Raw genomic sequence first — 21,034 nt, forward strand, 5'->3', positions numbered from 1 at the left:
CGGACTGTCAGCGACCTCTTCGAGAGTAAATGTCTCGACGGGTCGCGGCGTCTTCCAATACCGATTTCCGAGTATTTATCGCTCTAAATCAGGTATTTAACGGATGCATTTAGCTCCGTAACGAAGCGCTCTGGCCGCGTTGGCTCAGGGCGCTTTTGATATTTTGGCGATAGTAAGGTGCGGGGCGCCTGTTGTTCGCGAGACCTGGTTAACGGGCTGTGGTTCGCGACTCGCCTGAGTCCCGATTCGGGACTCGTTAACGATCCAAGAGGCTCGAAGGGGTGAATTCGTTAACGAATTCAGCTCTCGCCATGGCCGAGCGCAAGATAATCTGCGCTCTGCATTTCATTGAGGCGGCTTACCGTGCGCTCGAATTCGAACCGGCCGGTGCCGGCCTCGTAAAGCTCCTCGGGGGAGGCGTCGGCCGCCACGATCAGCTTTACCTTGTTCTCATAGAGCGCATCGATCAGGGTCACGAAGCGGGCCGCTTCGTTACGACGGTCGGGGCCCATCTTCGGAATGCCGACGAGGATGACCGTATGATAGGCGCGGGCAATGGCAAGATAGTCCGATGCACCGCGCGCTTCGTTGCACAGCCGCTTGAAACTGAACACGCCGACGCCCTTGAGGCTCTTTGGCACGAACAGGGTGCGACCGCCGCCGACATCGATCTCGGCGGATGGTACGTGTTCAGCATCCTCGGGCGGATAGTCGGTGAGGCGATAGAAGGCTTCGCGCGCTTGCTGGGTTGCCGGTTCGCCCAGAGGCATGTGCCAGGTCGGCATGCCGCCGAGGCGTGCAAGCCTATAGTCGGTTGGACCGTTCAGCGTCATCACGTCCAGTTCCTGCTCGATCAGACCGATGAAGGGCAGGAAATGTTCGCGATTGAGGCCGTCCTTGTAGAGCTGCGATGGCGCCCGGTTCGAGGTGGTGACGATCGTCACGCCCTCGTTCACGATCAGGTGCGTGAACAGGCGGCTCATGATCATGGCGTCTGCGGAATTGTTGACCACCATCTCGTCGAAGGCGAGACACTGGACGTTGCGCGCGATCTGGGCTGCGACCGGCGGGATTGGATCCCCGGTTTCCTTCTTGCGTTCGTCGCGCAGCAGCGCGTGTACGTCCAGCATGAAGGCATGGAAGTGGACGCGCTTCTTTTCGGTGATGTCGAGCGTCTGGTGGAAAAGGTCCATCAGCATCGACTTGCCGCGGCCGACGCCACCCCACATGTAGACGCCGCGCGGGGGCTGGGCCTTCTTCCCGAGCAGGCGTCCGAGCAGCCCGGTGGACGAGCGCGCCTTGTACATCTCGCGCTGGAGACGATCCAGGCGTTCGGCTGCCGCTGCCTGCTCCGGATCGACGCGGAGTTCGCCCGTGGCGACGAGCGCCTCGTAACGGTTGAGCATGCCGGTCATCGCGCTGACGGTTTCCGCAAGGTGCCCATGTAGGAAGCGATCAGTTCGCCCCCTTGTTCAAGATTTCCGCGAAGGAAGAACAGGCGACCGGTTTCCTTCATGATCTCGCAGACGGCATCGAGCGGCTCGCCGATGCGCCCGCTTCCAATGAACTGTGTCGACAGGTCGAGGGTCACGGAAGAGGCAGAATTGCCGCCGATCACCTGGTTAACGGTCGCGAACAGGGAGATGTCGATCAGGCCAAGAATCACGGCGCCGTGAATGTTGCCGTGTAGGTTTCCGTGCATCGTCCTGGTGCTGAGCAGCCGCAGACGGGCCGCCCGGTCGGCTTCCTGTCGCACGAGCATCTTGCCCATAACGACAGGGTTGAAGCGTTCCTGGTCGGTCATGTCCCACGTATGCCAACCCGGATGTTCCGGATCGGGGGCGTGGATGAATGCGCTGGTAGGTTCCACCTCGGCTCAGACCGCGAGGATCAGACCTGGCGCTCCGCCTGCATCTTCTTGATTTCGGCGATGGCGCGCGCCGGCGAGAGGCCCTTGGGGCACACGTTGGCGCAGTTCATGATCGTGTGGCAGCGGTAGAGACGGAAGGGATCTTCCAGCTCATCCAGGCGCTCGCCGGTCATCTCGTCGCGGCTGTCGGCCAGCCAGCGATAGGCCTGAAGCAGGATCGCCGGGCCGAGGAACTTGTCGGAATTCCACCAGTAGCTCGGGCACGAGGTCGAGCAGCAAGCGCACAGGATGCACTCGTAAAGGCCATCCAGCTTCTCGCGCTGTTCGGGGCTCTGCAGGCGTTCCTTGCCCGACGGCGTCGTCGAGACGGTCTGCAGCCAGGGCCGGATCGAGGCGTACTGCGCGTAGAAGTGCGTGAAGTCGGGAACGAGGTCCTTGATCACTTCCATGTGCGGCAGCGGGGTGATGCGGATGTCGCCCTTGAGGTCTTCGATCGCAGTGGTGCATGCGAGGCCGTTCGAGCCGTTCATGTTCATCGCGCACGAACCGCAGATGCCTTCGCGGCACGAACGGCGGAAGGTCAGCGAGGGATCCTGCTCGCTCTTCATCTTGATGAGCGCGTCGAGGACCATCGGGCCACAGTTGTCGAGGTCGATTTCGAACGTGTCGTAACGCGGGTTTTCGCCCGAGTCCGGATCATAGCGGTAGACGGTGAATTTCTTCACGCGCGCGGCGCCTTCCGCCTTGTGGACGTTGCCCTGCTTCTTGATCTTGCTGTTGGCCGGGAGGGTGAAGGTCGCCATGAAAGAATCCCCGTGATCTCGCATTGCGGCATGAACCGCTTCTGCAGACCCCTCTAGCGATTCAGCGGGCCGGGGCAAGGGGCCAGAGTGACAGGTTCTGCTGTTTGGATAGGGGGTGCCATTACGGTCATGTAAGGTCTGATTTGCGATTTAAGTCATTGAAAATTATGACATAAGTAACGAATTTCGATCTGTTTGGAGGAGGCTTGTGTGCTTTTGGGCGTGGGGCCGGTGCCCGGATTTGTGTTCAGGGCGATGGAAGATTTGCGCGAATCACAGCTGTTTCGCCGTGGAAGGCGGCCTTCCGGTGCGCCCTTTGAATGCGTTGGTGATCCGGTTGGGTCTGCGTCACACATGGGAACCGCTGCGCCCCGGTAGCGTAGAAGATGACAGGATCACGCGGTTTCGCTGGATTGAGCAAGGAGCGGGATTGATGACATGCGCCTGTGTGTTCGGGGCCGGAGGCGGGATTGGATCGGCGCTTGTGTCAGCGCTCGATGCGCGCGGCGATGTCGAACGGATATACGCTGCCAGCAGAAGCCCGGTGGCGGCCAGCGACAAGATCGTCCCTTTGATCTGCGATGTTACCGAGGAAAGCGCTATTGCCGAGGCTGCACGGCTTATGGAGAGGGAAGGGCGGCCCGACCTCGTGATCGTAGCCAGCGGCGCGCTCGACTTTGCCGATGGGACAGGGCCCGAGCGGTCCTATCGCAAGCTGGACCAGGCAAGGATGGCGCAGCTCTTTGCGCTCAATGCGATTGCTCCGGCCATGGTTGCGCGCCATGTCCTGCCGCTCCTGCCAAGAGACAGGCGTAGTGTCTTTGCAGCGCTATCCGCACGGGTTGGCTCGATCGGCGACAATCGTCTGGGCGGTTGGCACAGCTATCGCGCGTCGAAAGCGGCGCTGAACATGCTCATCCGCAATTTCGCGATCGAACTGCGGCGCACTCACAGCGAAAGCGTGATCGTCTCCCTCCATCCCGGTACCGTGGATACGCCGCTCTCACGTCCCTATCAGCGCAACTTGCCTGATGGCCAGGTAACGGGCGCTGCACAGGCTGCGCAAAGCCTGCTCTCCGTTATCGATGGGCTTGGTTCCGCCGATAGCGGCGGATTCTTCGCCTGGGACGGCCAACCGATCCCGTTCTGACGACGCTACAAATCCAGTCAGCAGTCGCGGATACGAAAAAGCCCCGCAGCACGCGAAGGCGCTGCGGGGCTTTTTCCCGTTAGCTGGGCTTATTCGCCGAACGTGCGCTGCCACCAGCCGCGACGGGGGCGTTCTGCGCTCTCGCCATCGGCAGCTTCGTCGCCCGACGATGCATCCGCAGTCACTTCCTCGCCAGCAGGCGCGGCTTCGGCAGGTGCCGCTTCGGGTGCAGCGGTTTCTACCGCGACCGGCTCGGCTTCTGCGGCCGCCTTGGGCTCGGCCTTCTTGCGGCGGGTGCGCTTGGGCTTGGCCGGCGCCTCCTCGGCAGCAGGGGCTTCCTCGGCGGGAGCTTCTGCCGCTTCCGCTTCGGGCTTGGGCTCGGCCTTCTTGCGGCGGGTGCGCTTGGGCTTGGCCGGTGCTTCCTCGGCAGCAGGGGCTTCCTCTGCGGGAGCCTCGGCAACTTCGGCTTCAGGCTTGGGCTCGGCCTTCTTGCGGCGGGTGCGCTTGGGCTTGGCCGGCGCTTCCTCGGCAACCGGAGCTTCTTCTGCCGGAGCTTCGGCGGCGACTGCTTCAGGCGCTTCCTCGGCTGCGGTTTCGGTTGCTTCGGTCTTGGGCTCTGCCTTCTTGCGGCGCGTGCGCTTCTTCGGCTTGGGAGCCTCTTCCGCTGCAGGTTCAGCCTCGGCTACCGGAGCTTCGGCTTCGACAGGAGCTTTCGCAACACCGGCTTCATCGTCCGAGTCCTGGCTCTCATCGCCGGTTTCGCCGGTCTCGCCTTCGCTATGCTCACCGGCCTCGCCATTGCGACGACCGCGCCTGCGGCGACCGCCACGGCGGCGGCGCTTGCGGGGCGCATCGCCTTCTTCCTCGTCACCGCCGACGAAGGATTCCTCGCCTTCGTTGTCGTTTTCGGCGCTTTCCGAAACCTCGGTCTCGGCGCCTTCCTCACCGGACTGCTCGTCACGGCGGTCGCGATTGCGACCACGGCGGCGGCGGCGGCGCTTGCGGCGACCTTCACCTTCGGCGCGGGATTCGGTTTCCTCGCGCTCGATCTCGTCCTCGTCTTCCTCGAAGATTTCGTCATCCTCGACCTCGACGGCGATCGGTTCGAAGCGGGGGACGAATTCATTGCGCGGACCGGACGAGATGACGCGCATCTTGGCGCCTTCGTTCTCGCCTTCCGGAATGACTTCGACGGCCACGCCGTAACGGGCCTCGATGTCGGCGAGGTCCGCACGCTTGGCATTGAGCAGGTAGACTGCCGCTTCGGTCGACGCGAAGAGCGAGACAATCACGCCCTTGCCCTTGGCTGCTTCGTCCTCGATGAGGCGCAGCGCCGAGAGGCCCGCCGAGCTGGCGGTGCGCACGAGGCCGGTACCGTCGCAGTGCGGGCAGGAGCGGGTGGTCGCTTCCAGCACGCCGGTGCGCAGGCGCTGGCGGCTCATTTCCATCAGGCCGAAGCTGGAAATGCGGCCGACCTGGATGCGCGCACGATCGTTCTTGAGCGCTTCCTTCATCGCCTTCTCGACCTTGCGGACGTTGGAGCCGTACTCCATGTCGATGAAGTCGATGACGACGAGGCCGGCCATGTCGCGCAGGCGCAGCTGGCGGGCGATTTCCTGCGCGGCTTCGAGGTTGGTTGCGACCGCCGTCTGCTCGATACCGTGCTCCTTGGTGGCGCGGCCCGAGTTGATGTCGATCGAAACCAGTGCTTCGGTCGGGTTGATGACAATGTAGCCGCCCGACCTGAGCTGGACGACAGGGTCGTACATCGCGGTGAGCTGGTCCTCAGCACCATAGCGCTGGAACAGCGGAACCGGGTCGGAGTAGGGCTTCACCCGCCGCGCATGGCTGGGCATGAGCAGCTTCATGAAGTCCTTCGCGGCGCGGTAGCCTTCCTCGCCCTCGACGACGACTTCCTCGATCTCGCGATTGTAGATGTCGCGGATCGCGCGCTTCACCAGGTCGCTGTCCGAATGGATCAGCGACGGCGCGGCCGAGTGCAGCGTCTTGTCACGCAGTTCGTCCCACAGGCGGGCGAGGTAATCGAAATCGCGCTTGATCTCGGTCTTGGTGCGCTGGAGGCCGGCCGTGCGCACGATGCAGCCCATCGAACGCGGCAGTTCCAGCTCGGCGATGATCGACTTGAGGCGCTTGCGGTCCGAGGCCGAGCTGATCTTGCGGCTGATGCCGCCGCCATGGCTCGAATTCGGCATGAGCACGCAGTAACGGCCCGCGAGGCTGAGGTACGTGGTCAGCGCCGCGCCCTTGTTGCCGCGCTCTTCCTTGACGACCTGCACGAGCAGGACCTGGCGCCGGTGGATGACGTCCTGGATCTTGTAGCGGCGACGCAGGGCGATGCGCTTGGCGCGCAGTTCGTCGGCTTCCTTCGAACGGCCCTTGCCCTGGCGACGGCGACCGCGACGGCGCGAGCCGCCGTTGTCGTCTTCCGACGTTTCGCCTTCTTCCTCGCTGCCGTGATCGAAGCCGTTCTCGACGTTGCCGTCCTCGATCGTGGCGACTTCGTCCTTCTCGGACGTGTCGACCTCGGTCAGGCCGCCGTCGTCGAAGTCCTCGCTGTCATTGCCGTGATCGTCGTCTTCATCGTCCTCGTCGCCGTCACGGGCGCGCAGGGCGGCCTCTTCCTCGGCGTGGGCCGCTTCCTCGGCGAGCAGCGCTTCGCGGTCTTCCTTCGGAATCTGATAGTAGTCGGGGTGAATTTCGCTGAAGGCGAGGAAGCCGTGACGGTTTCCTCCGAAGTCGACGAAGGCAGCCTGCAGCGAAGGTTCGACACGGGTCACCTTCGCGAGGTAGATATTGCCTTTTATCTGCTTGCGTTCGGTCGATTCGAAATCGAACTCTTCAATGCGATTTCCCTTGAGTACCGCCACCCGCGTTTCTTCCGGGTGGCGCGCATCGATGAGCATGCGCGTTGCCATTATGTGATCTCCAAACGCGCCTTATCCCGGCCGGATCAGCCGTGGTGGCGCGATTCTGTTCGAAAATGCCCGTTGCGTTTCCGAAGGCATGGCCAGTCGCGGCGAAGCTCTTCGTGTTCCGGGCGTGGGTAAGAATGAAGTCGGGGCAATCCAGCGCCCCGTTTTCGGCTATCGTTACGTCCGCTTCGTAAGCGGTGAGCGTGTCTGCGAGAGGAAGGCCGCGTGGCGAAATCGTACACGCGTTGAATTGCGACCAGACCGCCCACGCCCTCGGGGGCGTCGGCTGGCAAGGCGGCAATTGGCTTCTCATGTCTCGCGTCAACCTGTTAGGATCCAGAACAATTTCCGGCTTTGACGACCGGAGCTTCAGTGCTGTCGGTCCTGCCCGGCACCATTTCGTGGCGCTTGTCCGAATTGCAAGGACCGAAGCATTCCTGCCCCGGGTCGGTTCGGCCTAGCATTCATGGCCTTGCACGGCAAGTTACTTGCCTGACAGATATCTGACACGCTCATGGTTAAGGTTTTCTTTGCCGAATTCCGTGGGAACTGCGCAGGCAAAGGATTGTCGAGGCGCGGCGCGGCACTTAGTCACTCGGCCATGTCGCGGGTCGTTCGCCTGATCATACTGCTCTCTGCGCCGCTGTCGCTGGCACTGGCGGTCTTTGTCGTTCACCGCGAGCTCGAGCGCCCGGTCGGCGCACGGCACCACCTGATCCGCTTCGACATGCCGGCGATCGATGCCCCGGTCGACCTGCCCGGGGTCGAGGGGCCGCCCGATGCCAGTCGTCCGCTGGTGGTGATCGATGCCGGTCACGGCGGTTTCGATCCGGGCGCCGGGCAGGGCACGCTGAAGGAAAAGAATGTCGCACTGCAGATCGCGCTCGCCGTGCGCGACCGTCTTCTGGAGGGTGGCGGTGTGCGGGTGGCGCTGACGCGGGATAACGACCGCTTCATCGCTCTTGCCGACCGGCCCGATATCGCCCGGCGCCTAGGCGCGGACCTGTTCGTCTCGATCCACGCCGACAGTGCAGAGAACGATAGCGCGCGCGGGGCTAGCGTCTACGTCCTGTCCGAAAAGGGCTCGGACGAGGCGGCGCGGCGCTTTGCCGCCACCGACAGTCATTCGATCAAGGTGAACGGCGTGCCGCTTTCCGGGATCGATTCCGATGTGAGCAGGATCCTTCTCGACCTGTCGCAGCGCGACACCCAGGTCAGTTCGAGCGAAATCGCCGGGCTCATGCTGCGCGAATTGCAGGACGTGCGCGTCGGCCTTCACCGCGACCATGTCGAAACCGCCGCGCTGGCGGTGCTCAAGGCGCCCGATATTCCCTCGATCCTGCTCGAAACCGGTTACATCAACAATGCGGACGACGCGCAATTCCTAGGCTCGAAACAGGGACAGCGCACGATCGCCGGCGCGACGTCCCGGGCGATCCGTGCCTTTTTCGCCAGGAAAGCGGCGCTGTAAGCGCGTGATATCTGGCATATCGCCGAAGGCTCATGCTAGAGGGCTGGCGCAATGACCGACGAGACGAACGAGCAGGGCAGCCAGCAGCAGCCTGAAGACTTCACTTTCCGGATACGCAGGGAAGCGTCGGGAGGACTCTCTGTAGTCCGCCAGCTCTGGCGCACCAGCAACTGGGTGCGCCGCTTCGCCTATCTGTGCGTCGTGGGCCTTATCGGCCTGATCGGTTTCTGGATCTTCCTGACGCGCGACCTGCCGGACGCCAACAAGCTGCTCGAGTATCAGCCGCCGCTGCCGACCATGGTGCGCGGCCTCGATGGCGAGATCATCTACAGTTATGCGCGCGAAAGGCGCGTGCAACTGCGCTTCGTCGATTTCCCGCGTCCGCTGGTCAATGCCTTCCTTTCGGCCGAGGACCGTACGTTCTGGACCCATGGCGGCGTCGACTTCGGCGGTTTTGCCGGCGCTGTGGTCGACTACATCGCCAAGTACGGCAGCGGTGAACGCGCCAAGGGCGGCTCGACCATCACCCAGCAGGTCGCCAAGAACATCCTTATCGGTGACGAGTACTCGGTCACCCGCAAGCTCAAGGAAATGGTGCTGGCCCGCCGCATTGAAGGCGTGTTGAGCAAGCAGCAGATTCTCGAACTCTACCTCAACGAAATCCCGCTGGGCCGCCGCTCCTTCGGCGTGCAGGCCGCGGCGCGCGCCTATTTCGACAAGGACGTCGACGAACTGACGCTCAGCCAGTCGGCCTTTCTCGCGATTCTGCCGCGCGCCCCGGAGGTCTACGGGCGCAAGAAGCACGCCGACCGGGCGATTGAACGCCGCAACTGGGTGCTCGACCAGATGGTCCGCAACGGTTGGGCCAGCAGGGAAGACGCGGAGAAGGCCAAGGCCGAGCCGCTCGGCCTCGTGACCCAGCGCGGGACGAACTACGATCCGGGTAATGGCTACTTCATCGAGGAAGTCCGTCGCCGCCTGATCGAACGCTATGGCGAAAAGGCTGAGGACGGTCCGAACAGTGTTTATGCCGGCGGCCTGTGGGTGCGTACGTCGCTCGACACGCAACTGCAGGACTCGGTTCGCGCGGCCTTGCGCAAGGGGCTGCTGAGCTATCACGGCAACCGTGGCTGGACCGGTCCGGTCGCGCACATCAAGGACATGGACAGCTGGCAGACCCAGCTCATCGTCTCGAACAAGACGATCGACTACAAGAACTGGAAGGTCGGCGTCATCCTGAGCGTTGCCGACGGTAACGGCCAGATCGGTTTCTCAGATGGCAATACCTTCGCCCTGACCAATATTCCGGACAATGCCAAGGTCGGCGATTTCGTTGCGGCAGAACCGATTTCTTCCGGCACTTACGCCGTGCGCACCATTCCCGAGGTTTCGGGCGGCATGGTTATTGAGCAGCCCTGGTCCGGACGCGTCCTTGCCATGCAGGGAGGCTTCGATTCCGGGCTCGGTTCGTTCAACCGCGCCACGCAGGCCGAGCGCCAGCCTGGCTCGACCATCAAGCCCTTCGTCTACGCGACGGCGCTGCAGTACGGCATGACTCCGGCGACCCAGGTGCTGGACGGGACGTTCTGCGTCTTCCAGGGCGCGGGGCTTGGCGACAAGTGCTTCCGCAACTTCGGCAACGAGGGCGGATCGGGCAGCCACACGATGCGCTGGGGCCTCGAGCAGTCACGCAACCTGATGACCGTGCGCATTGCCAACGATACCGGCATGCCGCGCGTCATCCGCACCTTCCACAATCTCGGCATCGGCGACTACAAGCCCTACCTGTCCTTCGCGCTTGGCGCCGGAGAGACGACGGTGGCGCGCATGGCCAATGCCTATTCGGCGCTCGCCAACAATGGCGTGCAGTTCCCATCTACGGTCATCGACTATGTTCAGGACCGCAACGGCAAGGTGATCTGGAACGGTGACAAGCGCCGCTGCGATGCCTGCAACATGCCCGAATGGGACGGCAAGCCGATGCCGCGCATCAAGCGCAAGGGCAAGCAAGTGCTTGACGCGGACACCGCCTACCAGGTGATCCACATGCTCGAAGGCGTGGTCATTCGCGGCACTGCGGTGCGTCTGCGTGACCTGAACCTTCCGCTGTTCGGCAAGACCGGCACCACCAATGGCCCGACCGACGTATGGTTCATGGGCGGAAACCAGGACTACGTGGGCGGTGTCTATGTCGGCTACGACAATCCGCGTTCGCTGGGCGGTTACGCACAAGGCGGCCGCATTGCCGCGCCGATCTTCAAGGACGTCGTGCTCGACACCCGCTCGCGCTGGAGCGATCAGCCCTTCATCGCGCCGGCCGGGATCCGCATGGTCCGCATCGACCGCGTGACCGGCAAGAAGGTCATGGGAGTCGAACCCACCAACGAGCCCAAGGCTTCCGTCATCTGGGAAGCGTTCAAGGCCGACACCGAACCGCGCCAGTACACTGCCGAGGACGAATTCACCCGTCGCCGGGACGCACTGGTGACGGAAATCCGCGAGGCCCGTGAAGCGCGTGCCGCTGCAACTGCGGCGTCAAGCGAGGCGCGTGACTTCGCCGAGGAACAGGGCGGGGTTTACTAAGTTGCGGGAGTGACGGCGCGCTCGGTCGGGCGCGGCCGTCTTCTTCGCATGTCAGTCCGACTTCGTGACGAGCTTGGCACGCAGGGCCTTGAGCTGTTCGTTGAGCAGTTGAAGCTGTTCGGGCGGCGTGCCCGTGGCTTCCATGACTTCCAGGGGCACGCAGCGGGCTTCTTCCAGGATCGCCTTGCCCCGATCGGTGAGGGAAACGCGCACGACGCGCTCGTCGCGCGTGTCGCGTCGACGGGTGACGGTACCGGCTGCTTCGAGGCGCTTGATAAGCGGCGTGACCGTGCTCGATTCCAGAAACAGGCTCTCGCCCAATTCGCTGACGGTCTGTTCACCGCGCAGGGCGAGGGCGATCAGCGCAAGATACTGCAGATAGGTCAGCCCGTAGCGATCGAGCAGGGGCTTGTAGAGGCGGTTGAAGGCCAGACCCGTCGAGTACACCGAAAAGCAAAGGAAATCCGCAAAGGGATCGGTGGCTGAAGGCTGCGGCAGGTCGGGTTTCTTGGACATGGCTGCAATATAATTCGCGCGCGATTTAATCGCAAGGCTTGACGAATCGCGTCGCTGCGATCATTTAAATCGCATACGAGTTAATCGTGTACGATCTATATCAGGAAAGGTACTCAGCGATGTCCATCAATGCCCTTTACAAGACCAGCGCGACGGCCACCGGCGGCCGCGACGGCAAGGCCGAAACCGACGACGGCAGCTTCTCGATCAAGCTGGGAACGCCCAAGGAACTGGGCGGCAACGGTGACGGCAACAATCCCGAACAGCTCTTCGCTTCCGGCTTTGCCGCGTGCTTCCTCAGTGCGATGAAGTTCGTCGCCTCGCAGAACAAGGACCTTCCGGCGGTCCCTGCCGACGCCAGCGTCAATGCCACGGTCGGCATCGGGCTGCGCAGCGACAAGGGATTTGCTCTCGCAGTCGCGCTTGAAGTGAGGATGCCCGGCGTCGATCGCAGCGCAGCCGAAGCGCTGGTCGCCGAAGCGGACACCGTCTGCCCGTACAGCCATGCGACGCGCGGCAATATCGAAGTGACCCTCGCCGTCGCCTGACACCACGGGCAGTCGCGAAAGGGCCGGGCGACGGTTGTCGCTCGGCCTTTTTCGTTCATGACCGACAGAAACGACAAATCCCTTGGAGGTACTCCAAAAGTCTTGAGCGTTTCGTCCATCACGCGAATGGAGCCTCGCTGCGGATTTCATTAAATTGAGCCAAGTCGCGGGCGTCACGGCGGCGGTCTGGCGTCCGATGTCAAAGCAAGAATCGTAGATCCCGAGGGTGCCGGTGTCATGATCGACCAAGCTTTGCACGTTATCGATAAGGTGCCATTTCTGCTGCTCTCCTATGTGACCGTACTGGTCTTCGGCACGGCCATTTGCGCTTCGGCGGTGCTGCACGGGCAGGACCGATTCTCCCTTCGCGGACTTCTGCGAACCTGCTTTCCGCCTGAATTCTACCTGTCCCGCAGCACGGCCCATGACTGCGTGCTCTGGACGATTTCCAAGCTGCTGACGGTGTCCCAGCGGTACGTTCCGCTCGTCGTCTCGGCCATCATCATCACGCAGTTCCTCGATTACATGGCCGGGCCGGAGCGGGGCGTGGATGCGCGTATCCATGCCGGTGTGGCAATCACCGCGCTCGTCCTGATTTTTGCCTATTCGGGATTGTTCAACAAGGTCATCACCACGGTGACGCTCGATCCCCTGCGTCACTCGCACTTTCCGATCGGGCTGGGGCCGTTCGACCGGATATTCATCAGTCCGCACATGCATCAGGTCCATCACAGCAAGCTGGTCCACCACTGGGACCGTAACTTAGCTACGAACCTGGCCTTGCTCGACTGGATTTTCGGTACCGCCTATCGGCCCGGCAAGGGCGAGATGCTGGTCTACGGGATCGGTGCCGAAGCCGATGACAGGCAGTTCACTTCCCTGAAGGGGATACTGGTCGATCCGGTCGTGAATATGGGGCGACTGATTTTTGCCGGACTGCGCACAGGTCGATTGGCGGCGCACTGAAAGTGCGCCTCAGCGTTGTTCCACGGCGCTATCGAAGTCGCTGGGAGCACGGCTTGACGCTATGGTGCCGCCAATATTCTTGCCCGTCGGTTGACTAATCCCTTTGTGGCCACGACCTTGTGCGCGAAGTGATCCACCGGCAGGGGAGTTCGATGCCGTCACCAGCCTTTCACGCACCCGACACCGTGGAGGGCGTCGTCGCACTCCTGTCCGGCGATCCCACCGCACGGCCGCTTGGTGGCGGAACCGATCTGATCGTTCAGATGCGCTCGGGCCGGATCGCTCCGGGTGCCGTGGTCGACCTCAAGCGGATTGCGGCGCTGTCTGGCGTCAGGCGCGAAGGCGATGTTTTCGTGATCGGCGCGGCAACGCGGTGCACCGCGCTCAAGGATAATGCCGATCTGTGCGCCGCCTGGCCGGGTGTCGTCGAGGCGGCGAACCTGATCGGCTCGGTCCAGGTTCGCAACCGCGCGACGATGGCCGGCAACCTGTGCAATGCCTCGCCCGCTGCAGACAGCGTTCCGGCGCTCGTCGCAGCTGGCGCGACCTGCGTGGTCGCCGGGCCTGCGGGCACGCGCGAAGTCGCCGTGCAGGACATTCCCGTCTCCCCGGGCAAGACCTCTCTTGCGTCCGGCGAATTCGTGGTCGAGTTCCGCCTTCCTGCGCGAGGTGCGCGCGCAGGCGATGCCTATCTGCGCTCCATTCCACGCACGGAGATGGACATTGCCGTGGTCGGCGTGGGCGCCAATCTCGATCTCGATGCCGAGGGCACCTGCACTGCGGCGCGGATCGCGCTGGGCGCTGTCGCGCCGACTGTCGTGCTGGTCGAGGCTGCTGGCGCGGCGCTGGTGGGCACGAAGCTCGACGATGGCGCGCTGTCGGCCATGGTCGAGGCCGTGACAGCGGCTTGCGCTCCCATCGACGACAAGCGCGGGACCGTGGCCTATCGCAAGGCGATGGCCGGCGTCCTTGCGAAGCGCACCGTCCAGATTGCCGCCGAGCGCGCAGGAGCGAAGGCATGAACAGAATTCACGTCAATTCCACGATCAATGGCGATGTCACGGAATTCCTCTGCGATCCCGGCGCATCGCTGCTCGACGTCCTGCGCGATACGCTTCACCTGACCGGCTCCAAGGAAGGGTGCGGCTCGGGTGACTGCGGGGCCTGCACGGTCGAACTCGATGGCGAAATGGTGTGTTCCTGCCTTGTCCTTGCAGCCGAGGCCGAAGGACGCACCGTTGCCACGATCGAAGGCGTTGCCGAAGGTTCGGTGCTGCACCCGGTGCAGCAGAAGTTCCTTGAGCATGCCGCGCTCCAGTGCGGTTTCTGCACGCCCGGATTCATCGTTGCCGCCAAGTCGCTGCTCGATCGCAATCCCAATCCGACCGAGACCGAAGTGCGCTACTGGCTGGCGGGCAACCTGTGCCGATGCACCGGCTACGACAAGATCGTGCGTGCGGTGATGGATGCCGCGGCCGAGCTTCGCCAGGAAAGGACGGCGGCATGAACGCACCCGAAAAGATCGAGACTTTCCGCCATATCGGTACGCGCCCGGTTCGCCCCGACGGGGTCGACAAGGTTACCGGCAAAGCGCTTTACGGCACCGACTTCAAGGCGCCGGGCATGCTGTGGGGCGCGATCCTGCGCAGCCCGCATCCCCATGCGCGGATCCTGTCCATCGATACCCGCGCCGCAGAAAAGCTGGCGGGCGTGAAGGCGGTAGCGACGGGCAAGGACCTGCCGACGCTGGAGTCGCTCGTCATGCACGTGGGCGAGGGCGCTTCGGACATCGTCGACATCTCCCACAATTGCCTGGCCTTCGACAAGGTTCTCTACGAGGGCCATCCGGTCGCGGCGGTCGCTGCAATCACCCCGGAACTTGCGCGTGAGGCGGCGGCGCTGATTTCGGTCGAGTACGAAGTCCTGCCGCATGTCCTTGGGCTCGAGGAAGCGCTGGCCGACGATGCCCCGCTGATCCGGGAGCCGGCCAAGGGGGGGACGGGCGAAACGCCCTCCAACGTGGCGATGGATGTGACCATGGGCAGGGGCGAGGTCGAAGCCGCGCTTTCGGGCGCTGCTGTCGTCGTCGAGGGACGCTACACGATGGAGCCGGTCCATCAGGGCTACATCGAGCCGCACGCCTGCGTCGCTTCGTGGAACGGGGACGGGCAGGCGCAGATCTGGTGTTCGAGCCAGGGCCATTTCATGGTCCGTTCGCTTACGGCATCGGTGCTGGCGATCCCGCAGTCGGACATTCGCGTAACGCCGCTTGAGATCGGCGGCGGGTTCGGCGGCAAGACCACGGTATATCTCGAACCGGTGGCTATGATCCTCTCGCGCAAGTCGGGCCGGCCGGTGCGCCTGGGCATGAGCCGCGAAGACGTCTTCCGCGCCACGGGTCCCGCGCCCGGTGCCATCATTGACGTACGCCTCGGCGCCGATGCGGACGGAACCCTTGTCGCCGCCGAAGTGACGTTCAAGTACCACTCCGGAGCCTTTGCCGCGAACGATGCCGGCGCGGGCGTTTCCAGCGCCATCGGACACTACCGCATCGCCAATACCCGCGTTTCGGGGATCGAGGTTCTGTGCAACCGTCCGGCGGCGAAAGCCTATCGCGCTCCGGGGGCGCCGCAGGTCAACTTCGCGGTCGAAAGCGCGATGGACGAACTGGCGATCAGGCTCGGCATGGACCCGCTCGAACTGCGCATGAAGAACGCGGCCAGGCCCGGCGACCTGCAGACATCGGGTCTGCCCTGGGGCGAAATCGGGTGGATGCAGTGCCTGGAGGCGGCCAAGGCGCATCCGCACTGGTCTGCGCCGCTAGGCCCCAACCAGGGACGCGGCATCGCCGGCGGTTACTGGGGTAACTACGGCGGTCCCTCTACCGTCAATCTCAGCGTTGCCGAGGACGGGACCTTCACCGTCGCCACCGGCAGCCCGGACATCGGCGGCAGCCGCGCCTCGATGGCGATCATGGCGGCCGAAGTGCTCGAGGTGCCGTACGAGCAGGTTCGTTGCGTGGTGGCGGACACCTCGTCGATCGGCCTGTCCTTCGTCACCGGCGGCAGTCGCACCACCTTTGCGACCGGCATGGCAACGGTCGAAGCCGCCAGGGAAGTGAAGCGCCTCCTGTGCGAGCGCGCCGCGCGCACCTGGCAGGTCCCCGCCCAGCACGTCGAATGGCGCGATGGCCATGCCGTGTGCACCTCGGGCGAAAGGCAGGGTTCGAAAATGAGCGCGGCGCAAGTCGCGGGCAGTTCACTGCATTCGGGCGGGCCGGTCACGGCGACCTCGGCGCTCAGCGCGCAGGGCTGGCTGCCGGGCTTCGGCTTCCACATCTGCGACGTCGAAGTCGATCAGGAAACCGGCCACGTTTCCATCGTTCGCTACACCGCCGTGCAGGATGTGGGGCGCGCAATCCATGCCGACTATGTCGAAGGCCAGATCCAGGGCGGGGTCGCCCAGGGCATCGGCTGGGCGCTGAACGAGACCTACATCTACAACAAGGATGGCAAGCTCGAAAATCCGGGCTTTCTCGACTACCGTATGCCGGTCGCATCGGACATGCCGATGATCGATACGGTGATGGTCGAGGTGCCCAATCCCGTTCACCCTTATGGTGTGAAGGGCGTGGGTGAAGTGCCGATCGTGCCGCCGCTGGCTGCCGTCGCCAATGCGGTGCGCGCCGCCACCGGCAAGCGGATGCGTTCGCTGCCGATGTCGCCGGACAAGGTCCATGCCGCGCTTCATGGCGAGGGTTGAGCGCGGGTGAGCGCGTCGCCCTTGCGCATCGTGATCATGCCGCCGTTCGACAAGGAGTTCTTCGGCGCCGAGCGGCTGTCGCTCGATGCGGGCAATCTTTTCGAGCTGATCGAGAAGCTCGACGCACAAGGGCCCGGGTTCGCGAAGATCGCCCGGGCGCGCGTACATCTTGCTGTCGATGGTGTTCTCGAGACAGACTGGACCCGCCCGCTTGCCGATGTCCGCGAGGTGATCGTGCTGCCGCGCGTAGGGGGAGGGTAGGATCTTGGGCGTGACCTTGCAGTTCACCCGGATCGATCCCTTCGGCGTCGAGATCCTGAGCGACCTGTCCCGGCCCTTTGGTCCGTCCGAGGCCTTTCACTTCCGGGATCTTTTCGGCAACCACGGTGTGATCCTTGCGCGCGGCGCCGAGCTTACCGACGAGCGTCGCAACGAACTGCTGGCACAGTTGGGCGACACCGCCCGACTGTGCCCTGCAGGGCCGGCAAAGTTCACCAACGCAGACGGGGTTGTCCTCGAACTGGTGTCGCAATCGGTCGACTTTCTCGTCTGGGACGAGGGAACGCTGACGAGTTCGTGATTCCCGCTCGCCGCCGGATCAGAACGCGCGCGAGGTCAGCACGCAGCGCATTTCCATTTCCTTGCCGGCATCGTCGATCTGGCGCAGGAAGCCGGTCGATACGCGGCGGAACTTCAACCCCTTGAGCTTGCCGCCGGTCATCGCCACCCGGTCACCGGTGTAAAGGTAGCTGCCGCGTACGCCGCCCGCCTTGTAGTTGGAGGCATTGACCACCCGGAACGCATAGTCGGGCAGTTCCTTGCCCCGCGGTCCGCTGGCATCGCCGGGCAGTTCGCAGGTATAGGTGCCGAGAGTGAGCGTGCCGATCGGGCCACCGGGAACCGGGGGAGGCGGGGCCCCGGCGCTCGCACTTGCGGCAAGGGTGCAGGCGGCCATCAGGCCCGTGACGATTCCGGGTGCGCGTTTCATGGCAACCGGCTAGCATTGGCGCGAAGCAATTGCCACAAGGACCGAGCTTCGCTAAGGGCGCATCCTTTCCCGGCCACGCGTGGGCCGGAACCAGGCTCTTTCCCATCGAAGGCATGAACCCATGAAGATCAGCGGCGTCGACATTCGTCCCGGTAACATTCTCGAATACGAAAACGGCATCTGGAAGGTTGCGAAGACGCAGCACACCCAGCCGGGCAAGGGCGGTGCCTTCATGCAGGTCGAGATGAAGAACCTCATCGACGGCCGCAAGACCAACGTGCGCTTCCGCAGCGCCGACACGGTCGAGAAGGTTCGCCTCGACACCAAGGACTTCCAGTTCCTCTACCCCGAGGGCGACCAGCTGGTGTTCATGGACATCGAAAACTACGACCAGATCCAGCTGCCCGCCGACCTGCTGGGCGATGCCGCCGCGTTCCTGCAGGATGGCATGCAGGTTCTTCTCGAACTGTGGGAAGAGCGCCCGATCTCGGTACAGCTGCCCGAGCAGGTCGAAGCCACCATCGTCGAAGCCGACGCCGTAGTGAAGGGCCAGACCGCTTCGTCGAGCTACAAGCCGGCGGTTCTCGACAACGGCGTGCGCGTCATGGTTCCGCCGCACATCGAGAGCGGCACCCGCATCGTCGTCGACGTCTACGAGAAGGCTTACGTCCGCAAGGCGGACTGATTCCTTCCCGGCAAGAACAAGGTAGTTAGAAACATGGCCGCAATTTCCGGTCTCATCCGCGTCATGGAAAAGGCGGCCCGCAAGGCGGGCGCCCGCCTGCGTCGCGACTTCGGCGAAATCGAACACCTGCAGGTGAGCCGCAAGGGGCCTTCCGACTTCGTTTCGAAGGCCGACCAGGCTGCCGAGCGCACCATCTGGGACGAACTCAAGGCCGCGCGCCCGGACTGGGGCTTCCTGTTCGAGGAAGCCGGCGAGATCGAGGGCGACCCGACCAAGCCGCGTTTCATCGTCGACCCGCTCGACGGCACCACGAACTTCCTGCACGGCATGCCGCACTTTGCGGTTTCGATTGCGGTGCAGGAACCGCGCCTTGACGGTCGCGGCTGGGGCGAAGTGACCGCCGGTATCGTCTACCAGCCGATCACCGACGAGAGCTTCTGGGCGGAAAAGTCGCGCGGCGCCTGGCTGCACGACCGTCGCCTGCGCGTTTCCTCGCGCCGTCACCTCGACGAGAGCCTGATCGCCACGGGCATTCCCTTCGCCAACAAGGGCGATGCCGGTCAATGGACCAAGATCTATCATGGTCTTGCCCCGCAGGTCGCGGGCATCCGCCGCTTCGGTTCGGCCGCGCTCGACCTCGCATGGGTTGCCGCGGGCCGCTACGAGGGGTTCTGGGAATCCGACCTCAGCCCCTGGGACACGGCGGCAGGTTGCCTGCTCGTGCGCGAGGCTGGCGGTTTCGTTTCCGACTACAAGGGGCGTTCGCTGCCGATCTGCGACAGCGAAGTCCTGGCCGGCAACGATGCGCTGCACACGCGCCTGCACAAGATCCTGGTGACCTCGCTCAAGGCCTGAGCCGTCCAGAACATCGATCAGGGGCAAGGAGCGGGCAGGCCGTTGAAGTAACGGCGGCCCTGCTGCTTGCCCTTTTTCGCAATTAGTTAGGGCGCAAGGCGCTTGCGTACTTGAATGCGGCAAGACCTGCGGCTAAGCGTCGCCGGCTCATCCCGTGCCCCTGTGGCGGAATGGTAGACGCGAACGACTCAAAATCGTTTGTCGCAAGACGTGCCCGTTCGAGTCGGGCCAGGGGCACCACCGACGCCGCGCTCGGCGCTACGACCGCGGCTTTACGGGCGAATGGGTATTTCCGACCAAGGCACTTGCGACTTTGACAGGCACGCCATAGCCTTGTCTTTCATGAGGAAATCGCCGCACAAGGCCGCAACGCTCGGCCCTCTCGCTTCGGTAGCCCTGGCTGCTTGTGTCACCCCGGTCGCCGCGGAGCCCGTTTCCGATTCGATTGCCCGGGACATGCCCGGCCTCATGGCGATCTATCGCGATCTCCATGCCCATCCCGAACTCAGCTACCAGGAAATGCGCAGTGCCAGGGTCATGGCCGATGCGGCGCGCAAGGCCGGATTCGCGGTTACGGAGAAAGTCGGCAAGACGGGCATCGTCGCAGTGCTGAAAAACGGTGAGGGGCCGACTGTCCTGATCCGCGCCGACATGGACGGCCTGCCGGTAACCGAGCAGACCGGGCTGCCTTTCGCTTCGAAGGAACGGGGTGTCTCAACCGCCGGGGTCGAAAGCGGGATCATGCATGCCTGCGGCCACGATACGCACATGACCGCCTGGATCGAGACCGCGCGGCTCATGGCGGCGCGCAAGGGCGAGTGGTCGGGTACGCTGGTCATGATCGGGCAGCCGGCCGAGGAAGTCGGCACCGGCGCCACGTCCATGCTGGAAGACGGGCTTTACACGCGCTTTCCGAAGCCGGACTACACACTGGCGTTCCACGATACGCCCGAACTGCCTTCTGGCGTTGTCGGTGCGGCCAAAGGCTGGGCGCTTGCCAATGTCGATTCGGTCGACATCCTGGTGAAGGGCGTCGGCGGTCACGGCGCCTATCCGCATACCACCAAGGATCCAATCGTGCTGGCCAGCGCCATCGTGATGAAGCTGCAGACATTGGCGAGCCGGGAGAGCGATCCGCTCGATCCCGTGGTTGTCACGGTCGGCTCGTTCCATGCCGGTACCAAGCACAACATCATCTCCGATCAGGCCAAGCTGGAACTCACCGTGCGCAGTTTCTCCGATGAAACCCGCCGGAAGCTGCTCTCGGGCATCAGGCGCATCGTCGAGGGAGAGGCGATTGCCTCGGGCATCCCCAAGGACCTGATGCCGGTGGTCTCTGTGAAGGAAAACTACACCCGCTCCACCTACAATTCGCCCGAGTTTACAGAGCAGGCGATTGCCTACCTGCAGGACAAGATGGGCAAGGACCGCGCCCTGCTGACTCCGCCGGTCATGGGTGGGGAGGATTTCGGCGAATTTCGCCGGGCGGACGAAGACCGCATCAAGTCGGTGATCTTCTGGGTTGGGGGCTCGTCACCGGAGAAAATCGCCGTTGCCAAGTCCGGCGGAGCGCCGCTGCCCTCGCTGCACAGCCCGTTCTGGGCCCCCGAGGCGGACAAGGTTGTCGGCGCCGGCTCGCAGGCCCTGACGCTCACCGCTCTGCGGTTGATGGCAAAGTAGTTCAGGTCGGGCAGGACCCGCGTACCGATTAACCAAGGTTGGAGTGCCGCACCCCGATATCTCCGGGCGCCGGAGTCGATGCAGGCAAGTGACGGCAGCGGCCGGGGAGGGCCGGCCACTGTAATCGTCGCCGACACTGCGGGGCATTAAATCGAGAAATTGCAAGAAACTGGTCGCCGGCAACGAGAATTCGATTGTCGGCCACTGTCAGTTTTACCGACATT

19 protein-coding genes and 1 tRNA gene are annotated in these 21,034 nt (G+C 63.7%); 14 read left to right on the forward strand and 6 right to left on the reverse strand.

Translation table 11 applies throughout. The features are described from left to right. Positions 1-299: 299 nt before the first annotated feature. Genes zapE through B5483_RS03045 form a run of 3 tightly spaced genes read right to left on the reverse strand, consistent with a single transcriptional unit; the run spans position 300 to position 2,673 of the window. Entirely contained in the window at positions 300-1,415 is a 1,116-nt protein-coding gene (gene zapE, locus B5483_RS03035) for a cell division protein ZapE (protein WP_054946483.1), read from the reverse strand. Further along, complete coding sequence (locus B5483_RS03040; RefSeq protein ID WP_079729429.1) at positions 1,412-1,870, reverse strand: PaaI family thioesterase; 459 nt, start codon at positions 1,868-1,870, stop codon at positions 1,412-1,414. Before B5483_RS03040 ends, zapE begins: the two co-directional genes overlap by 4 nt. Before the next feature lie 20 nt (positions 1,871-1,890). Next, positions 1,891-2,673, reverse strand: a complete 783-nt coding sequence (locus B5483_RS03045; protein ID WP_054946485.1) for a succinate dehydrogenase iron-sulfur subunit — start codon at positions 2,671-2,673, stop codon at positions 1,891-1,893. 433 nt (positions 2,674-3,106) lie between these two features. On the opposite strand from B5483_RS03045, the gene B5483_RS03050 reads away from it, so the two are divergent. After that, positions 3,107-3,823, forward strand: coding sequence for an SDR family NAD(P)-dependent oxidoreductase (locus B5483_RS03050; RefSeq protein ID WP_079729430.1), 717 nt, complete (start codon positions 3,107-3,109; stop codon positions 3,821-3,823). Positions 3,824-3,912: 89 nt separating this feature from the next. On the opposite strand, the gene B5483_RS03055 is transcribed toward B5483_RS03050, so the two are convergent. Then, positions 3,913-6,759, reverse strand: a complete 2,847-nt coding sequence (locus B5483_RS03055; RefSeq protein ID WP_079729431.1) for an Rne/Rng family ribonuclease — start codon at positions 6,757-6,759, stop codon at positions 3,913-3,915. Between the two features lie 598 nt (positions 6,760-7,357). On the opposite strand from B5483_RS03055, the gene B5483_RS03060 reads away from it, so the two are divergent. Both B5483_RS03060 and B5483_RS03065 read left to right on the forward strand, forming a co-directional pair. Beyond that, positions 7,358-8,227 (forward strand): N-acetylmuramoyl-L-alanine amidase family protein, encoded by an 870-nt coding sequence (locus B5483_RS03060; RefSeq protein WP_079729432.1) that lies wholly within the window; start codon positions 7,358-7,360, stop codon positions 8,225-8,227. 51 nt (positions 8,228-8,278) lie between these two features. Continuing rightward, the gene (locus B5483_RS03065; protein WP_079729433.1) at positions 8,279-10,810 is read left to right on the forward strand and encodes a penicillin-binding protein 1A; all 2,532 of its coding nucleotides are present in this window, start codon (positions 8,279-8,281) and stop codon (positions 10,808-10,810) included. A 51-nt stretch (positions 10,811-10,861) separates the two neighbouring features. Here the strand turns inward: B5483_RS03065 and B5483_RS03070 are convergent, their stop codons facing one another. Continuing rightward, the gene (locus tag B5483_RS03070) at positions 10,862-11,326 is read right to left on the reverse strand and encodes a MarR family winged helix-turn-helix transcriptional regulator (RefSeq protein WP_079729434.1); all 465 of its coding nucleotides are present in this window, start codon (positions 11,324-11,326) and stop codon (positions 10,862-10,864) included. 119 nt (positions 11,327-11,445) lie between these two features. Here B5483_RS03070 and B5483_RS03075 point away from each other — a divergent pair, with 119 nt between their 5' ends. The 7 genes from B5483_RS03075 to B5483_RS03105 all read left to right on the forward strand — a co-directional run bounded on the left by B5483_RS03075 (position 11,446) and on the right by B5483_RS03105 (position 17,182). Continuing rightward, positions 11,446-11,874 carry an organic hydroperoxide resistance protein gene (locus B5483_RS03075; protein WP_079729435.1) on the forward strand — a complete coding sequence of 143 codons (429 nt, stop codon included), beginning with the start codon at positions 11,446-11,448 and terminating at the stop codon, positions 11,872-11,874. A 237-nt stretch (positions 11,875-12,111) separates the two neighbouring features. Then, positions 12,112-12,840 carry a sterol desaturase family protein gene (locus B5483_RS03080; protein ID WP_079729436.1) on the forward strand — a complete coding sequence of 243 codons (729 nt, stop codon included), beginning with the start codon at positions 12,112-12,114 and terminating at the stop codon, positions 12,838-12,840. A 152-nt stretch (positions 12,841-12,992) separates the two neighbouring features. After that, complete coding sequence (locus B5483_RS03085; RefSeq protein ID WP_054946514.1) at positions 12,993-13,862, forward strand: FAD binding domain-containing protein; 870 nt, start codon at positions 12,993-12,995, stop codon at positions 13,860-13,862. Continuing rightward, positions 13,859-14,347: a (2Fe-2S)-binding protein gene (locus B5483_RS03090; RefSeq protein WP_079729437.1), complete on the forward strand. Its 489-nt coding sequence runs from the start codon at positions 13,859-13,861 to the stop codon at positions 14,345-14,347. The genes B5483_RS03085 and B5483_RS03090 overlap by 4 nt, the downstream gene beginning before the upstream one ends. Continuing rightward, positions 14,344-16,602, forward strand: a complete 2,259-nt coding sequence (locus tag B5483_RS03095; RefSeq protein WP_079729438.1) for a xanthine dehydrogenase family protein molybdopterin-binding subunit — start codon at positions 14,344-14,346, stop codon at positions 16,600-16,602. The genes B5483_RS03090 and B5483_RS03095 overlap by 4 nt, the downstream gene beginning before the upstream one ends. 30 nt (positions 16,603-16,632) lie before the next feature. Continuing rightward, complete coding sequence (locus tag B5483_RS03100; protein ID WP_245828843.1) at positions 16,633-16,863, forward strand: MoaD/ThiS family protein; 231 nt, start codon at positions 16,633-16,635, stop codon at positions 16,861-16,863. A 10-nt stretch (positions 16,864-16,873) separates the two neighbouring features. After that, the gene (locus B5483_RS03105; RefSeq protein WP_079729439.1) at positions 16,874-17,182 is read left to right on the forward strand and encodes a hypothetical protein; all 309 of its coding nucleotides are present in this window, start codon (positions 16,874-16,876) and stop codon (positions 17,180-17,182) included. 18 nt (positions 17,183-17,200) lie between these two features. On the opposite strand, the gene B5483_RS03110 is transcribed toward B5483_RS03105, so the two are convergent. After that, entirely contained in the window at positions 17,201-17,590 is a 390-nt protein-coding gene (locus tag B5483_RS03110; RefSeq protein WP_245828802.1) for a hypothetical protein, read from the reverse strand. 121 nt (positions 17,591-17,711) lie between these two features. On the opposite strand from B5483_RS03110, the gene efp reads away from it, so the two are divergent. The 4 genes from efp to B5483_RS03130 all read left to right on the forward strand — a co-directional run bounded on the left by efp (position 17,712) and on the right by B5483_RS03130 (position 20,810). Next, positions 17,712-18,275: an elongation factor P gene (gene efp / locus B5483_RS03115; protein ID WP_054946498.1), complete on the forward strand. Its 564-nt coding sequence runs from the start codon at positions 17,712-17,714 to the stop codon at positions 18,273-18,275. 33 nt (positions 18,276-18,308) lie between these two features. Further along, a complete protein-coding gene (locus B5483_RS03120) occupies positions 18,309-19,130 on the forward strand; it encodes an inositol monophosphatase family protein (RefSeq protein ID WP_054946499.1) in 822 nt (273 codons plus the stop codon). Between the two features lie 156 nt (positions 19,131-19,286). Then, a tRNA-Leu gene (locus B5483_RS03125) sits at positions 19,287-19,370 on the forward strand. Between the two features lie 102 nt (positions 19,371-19,472). Continuing rightward, complete coding sequence (locus B5483_RS03130; RefSeq protein WP_079729440.1) at positions 19,473-20,810, forward strand: amidohydrolase; 1,338 nt, start codon at positions 19,473-19,475, stop codon at positions 20,808-20,810. Positions 20,811-21,034: the final 224 nt, after the last annotated feature.

It is taken from the genome of Novosphingobium mathurense, from assembly GCF_900168325.1.
Lineage (GTDB): Bacteria > Pseudomonadota > Alphaproteobacteria > Sphingomonadales > Sphingomonadaceae > Novosphingobium > Novosphingobium mathurense.

Coding starts and splice junctions, on each gene's coding strand:
- B5483_RS03070 (WP_079729434.1), bottom strand. CDS start 11,326: ATGTCCAAGAAACCCGACCTGCCGCAGCCTTCAGCCACCGATCCCTTT.
- B5483_RS03045 (WP_054946485.1), bottom strand. CDS start 2,673: ATGGCGACCTTCACCCTCCCGGCCAACAGCAAGATCAAGAAGCAGGGC.
- B5483_RS03075 (WP_079729435.1), top strand. CDS start 11,446: ATGTCCATCAATGCCCTTTACAAGACCAGCGCGACGGCCACCGGCGGC.
- B5483_RS03050 (WP_079729430.1), top strand. CDS start 3,107: ATGACATGCGCCTGTGTGTTCGGGGCCGGAGGCGGGATTGGATCGGCG.
- efp (WP_054946498.1), top strand. CDS start 17,712: ATGAAGATCAGCGGCGTCGACATTCGTCCCGGTAACATTCTCGAATAC.
- B5483_RS03060 (WP_079729432.1), top strand. CDS start 7,358: ATGTCGCGGGTCGTTCGCCTGATCATACTGCTCTCTGCGCCGCTGTCG.
- B5483_RS03080 (WP_079729436.1), top strand. CDS start 12,112: ATGATCGACCAAGCTTTGCACGTTATCGATAAGGTGCCATTTCTGCTG.
- B5483_RS03065 (WP_079729433.1), top strand. CDS start 8,279: ATGACCGACGAGACGAACGAGCAGGGCAGCCAGCAGCAGCCTGAAGAC.
- B5483_RS03085 (WP_054946514.1), top strand. CDS start 12,993: ATGCCGTCACCAGCCTTTCACGCACCCGACACCGTGGAGGGCGTCGTC.
- B5483_RS03090 (WP_079729437.1), top strand. CDS start 13,859: ATGAACAGAATTCACGTCAATTCCACGATCAATGGCGATGTCACGGAA.
- B5483_RS03110 (WP_245828802.1), bottom strand. CDS start 17,590: ATGAAACGCGCACCCGGAATCGTCACGGGCCTGATGGCCGCCTGCACC.
- B5483_RS03130 (WP_079729440.1), top strand. CDS start 19,473: ATGAGGAAATCGCCGCACAAGGCCGCAACGCTCGGCCCTCTCGCTTCG.
- B5483_RS03095 (WP_079729438.1), top strand. CDS start 14,344: ATGAACGCACCCGAAAAGATCGAGACTTTCCGCCATATCGGTACGCGC.
- B5483_RS03120 (WP_054946499.1), top strand. CDS start 18,309: ATGGCCGCAATTTCCGGTCTCATCCGCGTCATGGAAAAGGCGGCCCGC.
- zapE (WP_054946483.1), bottom strand. CDS start 1,415: ATGACCGGCATGCTCAACCGTTACGAGGCGCTCGTCGCCACGGGCGAA.
- B5483_RS03055 (WP_079729431.1), bottom strand. CDS start 6,759: ATGGCAACGCGCATGCTCATCGATGCGCGCCACCCGGAAGAAACGCGG.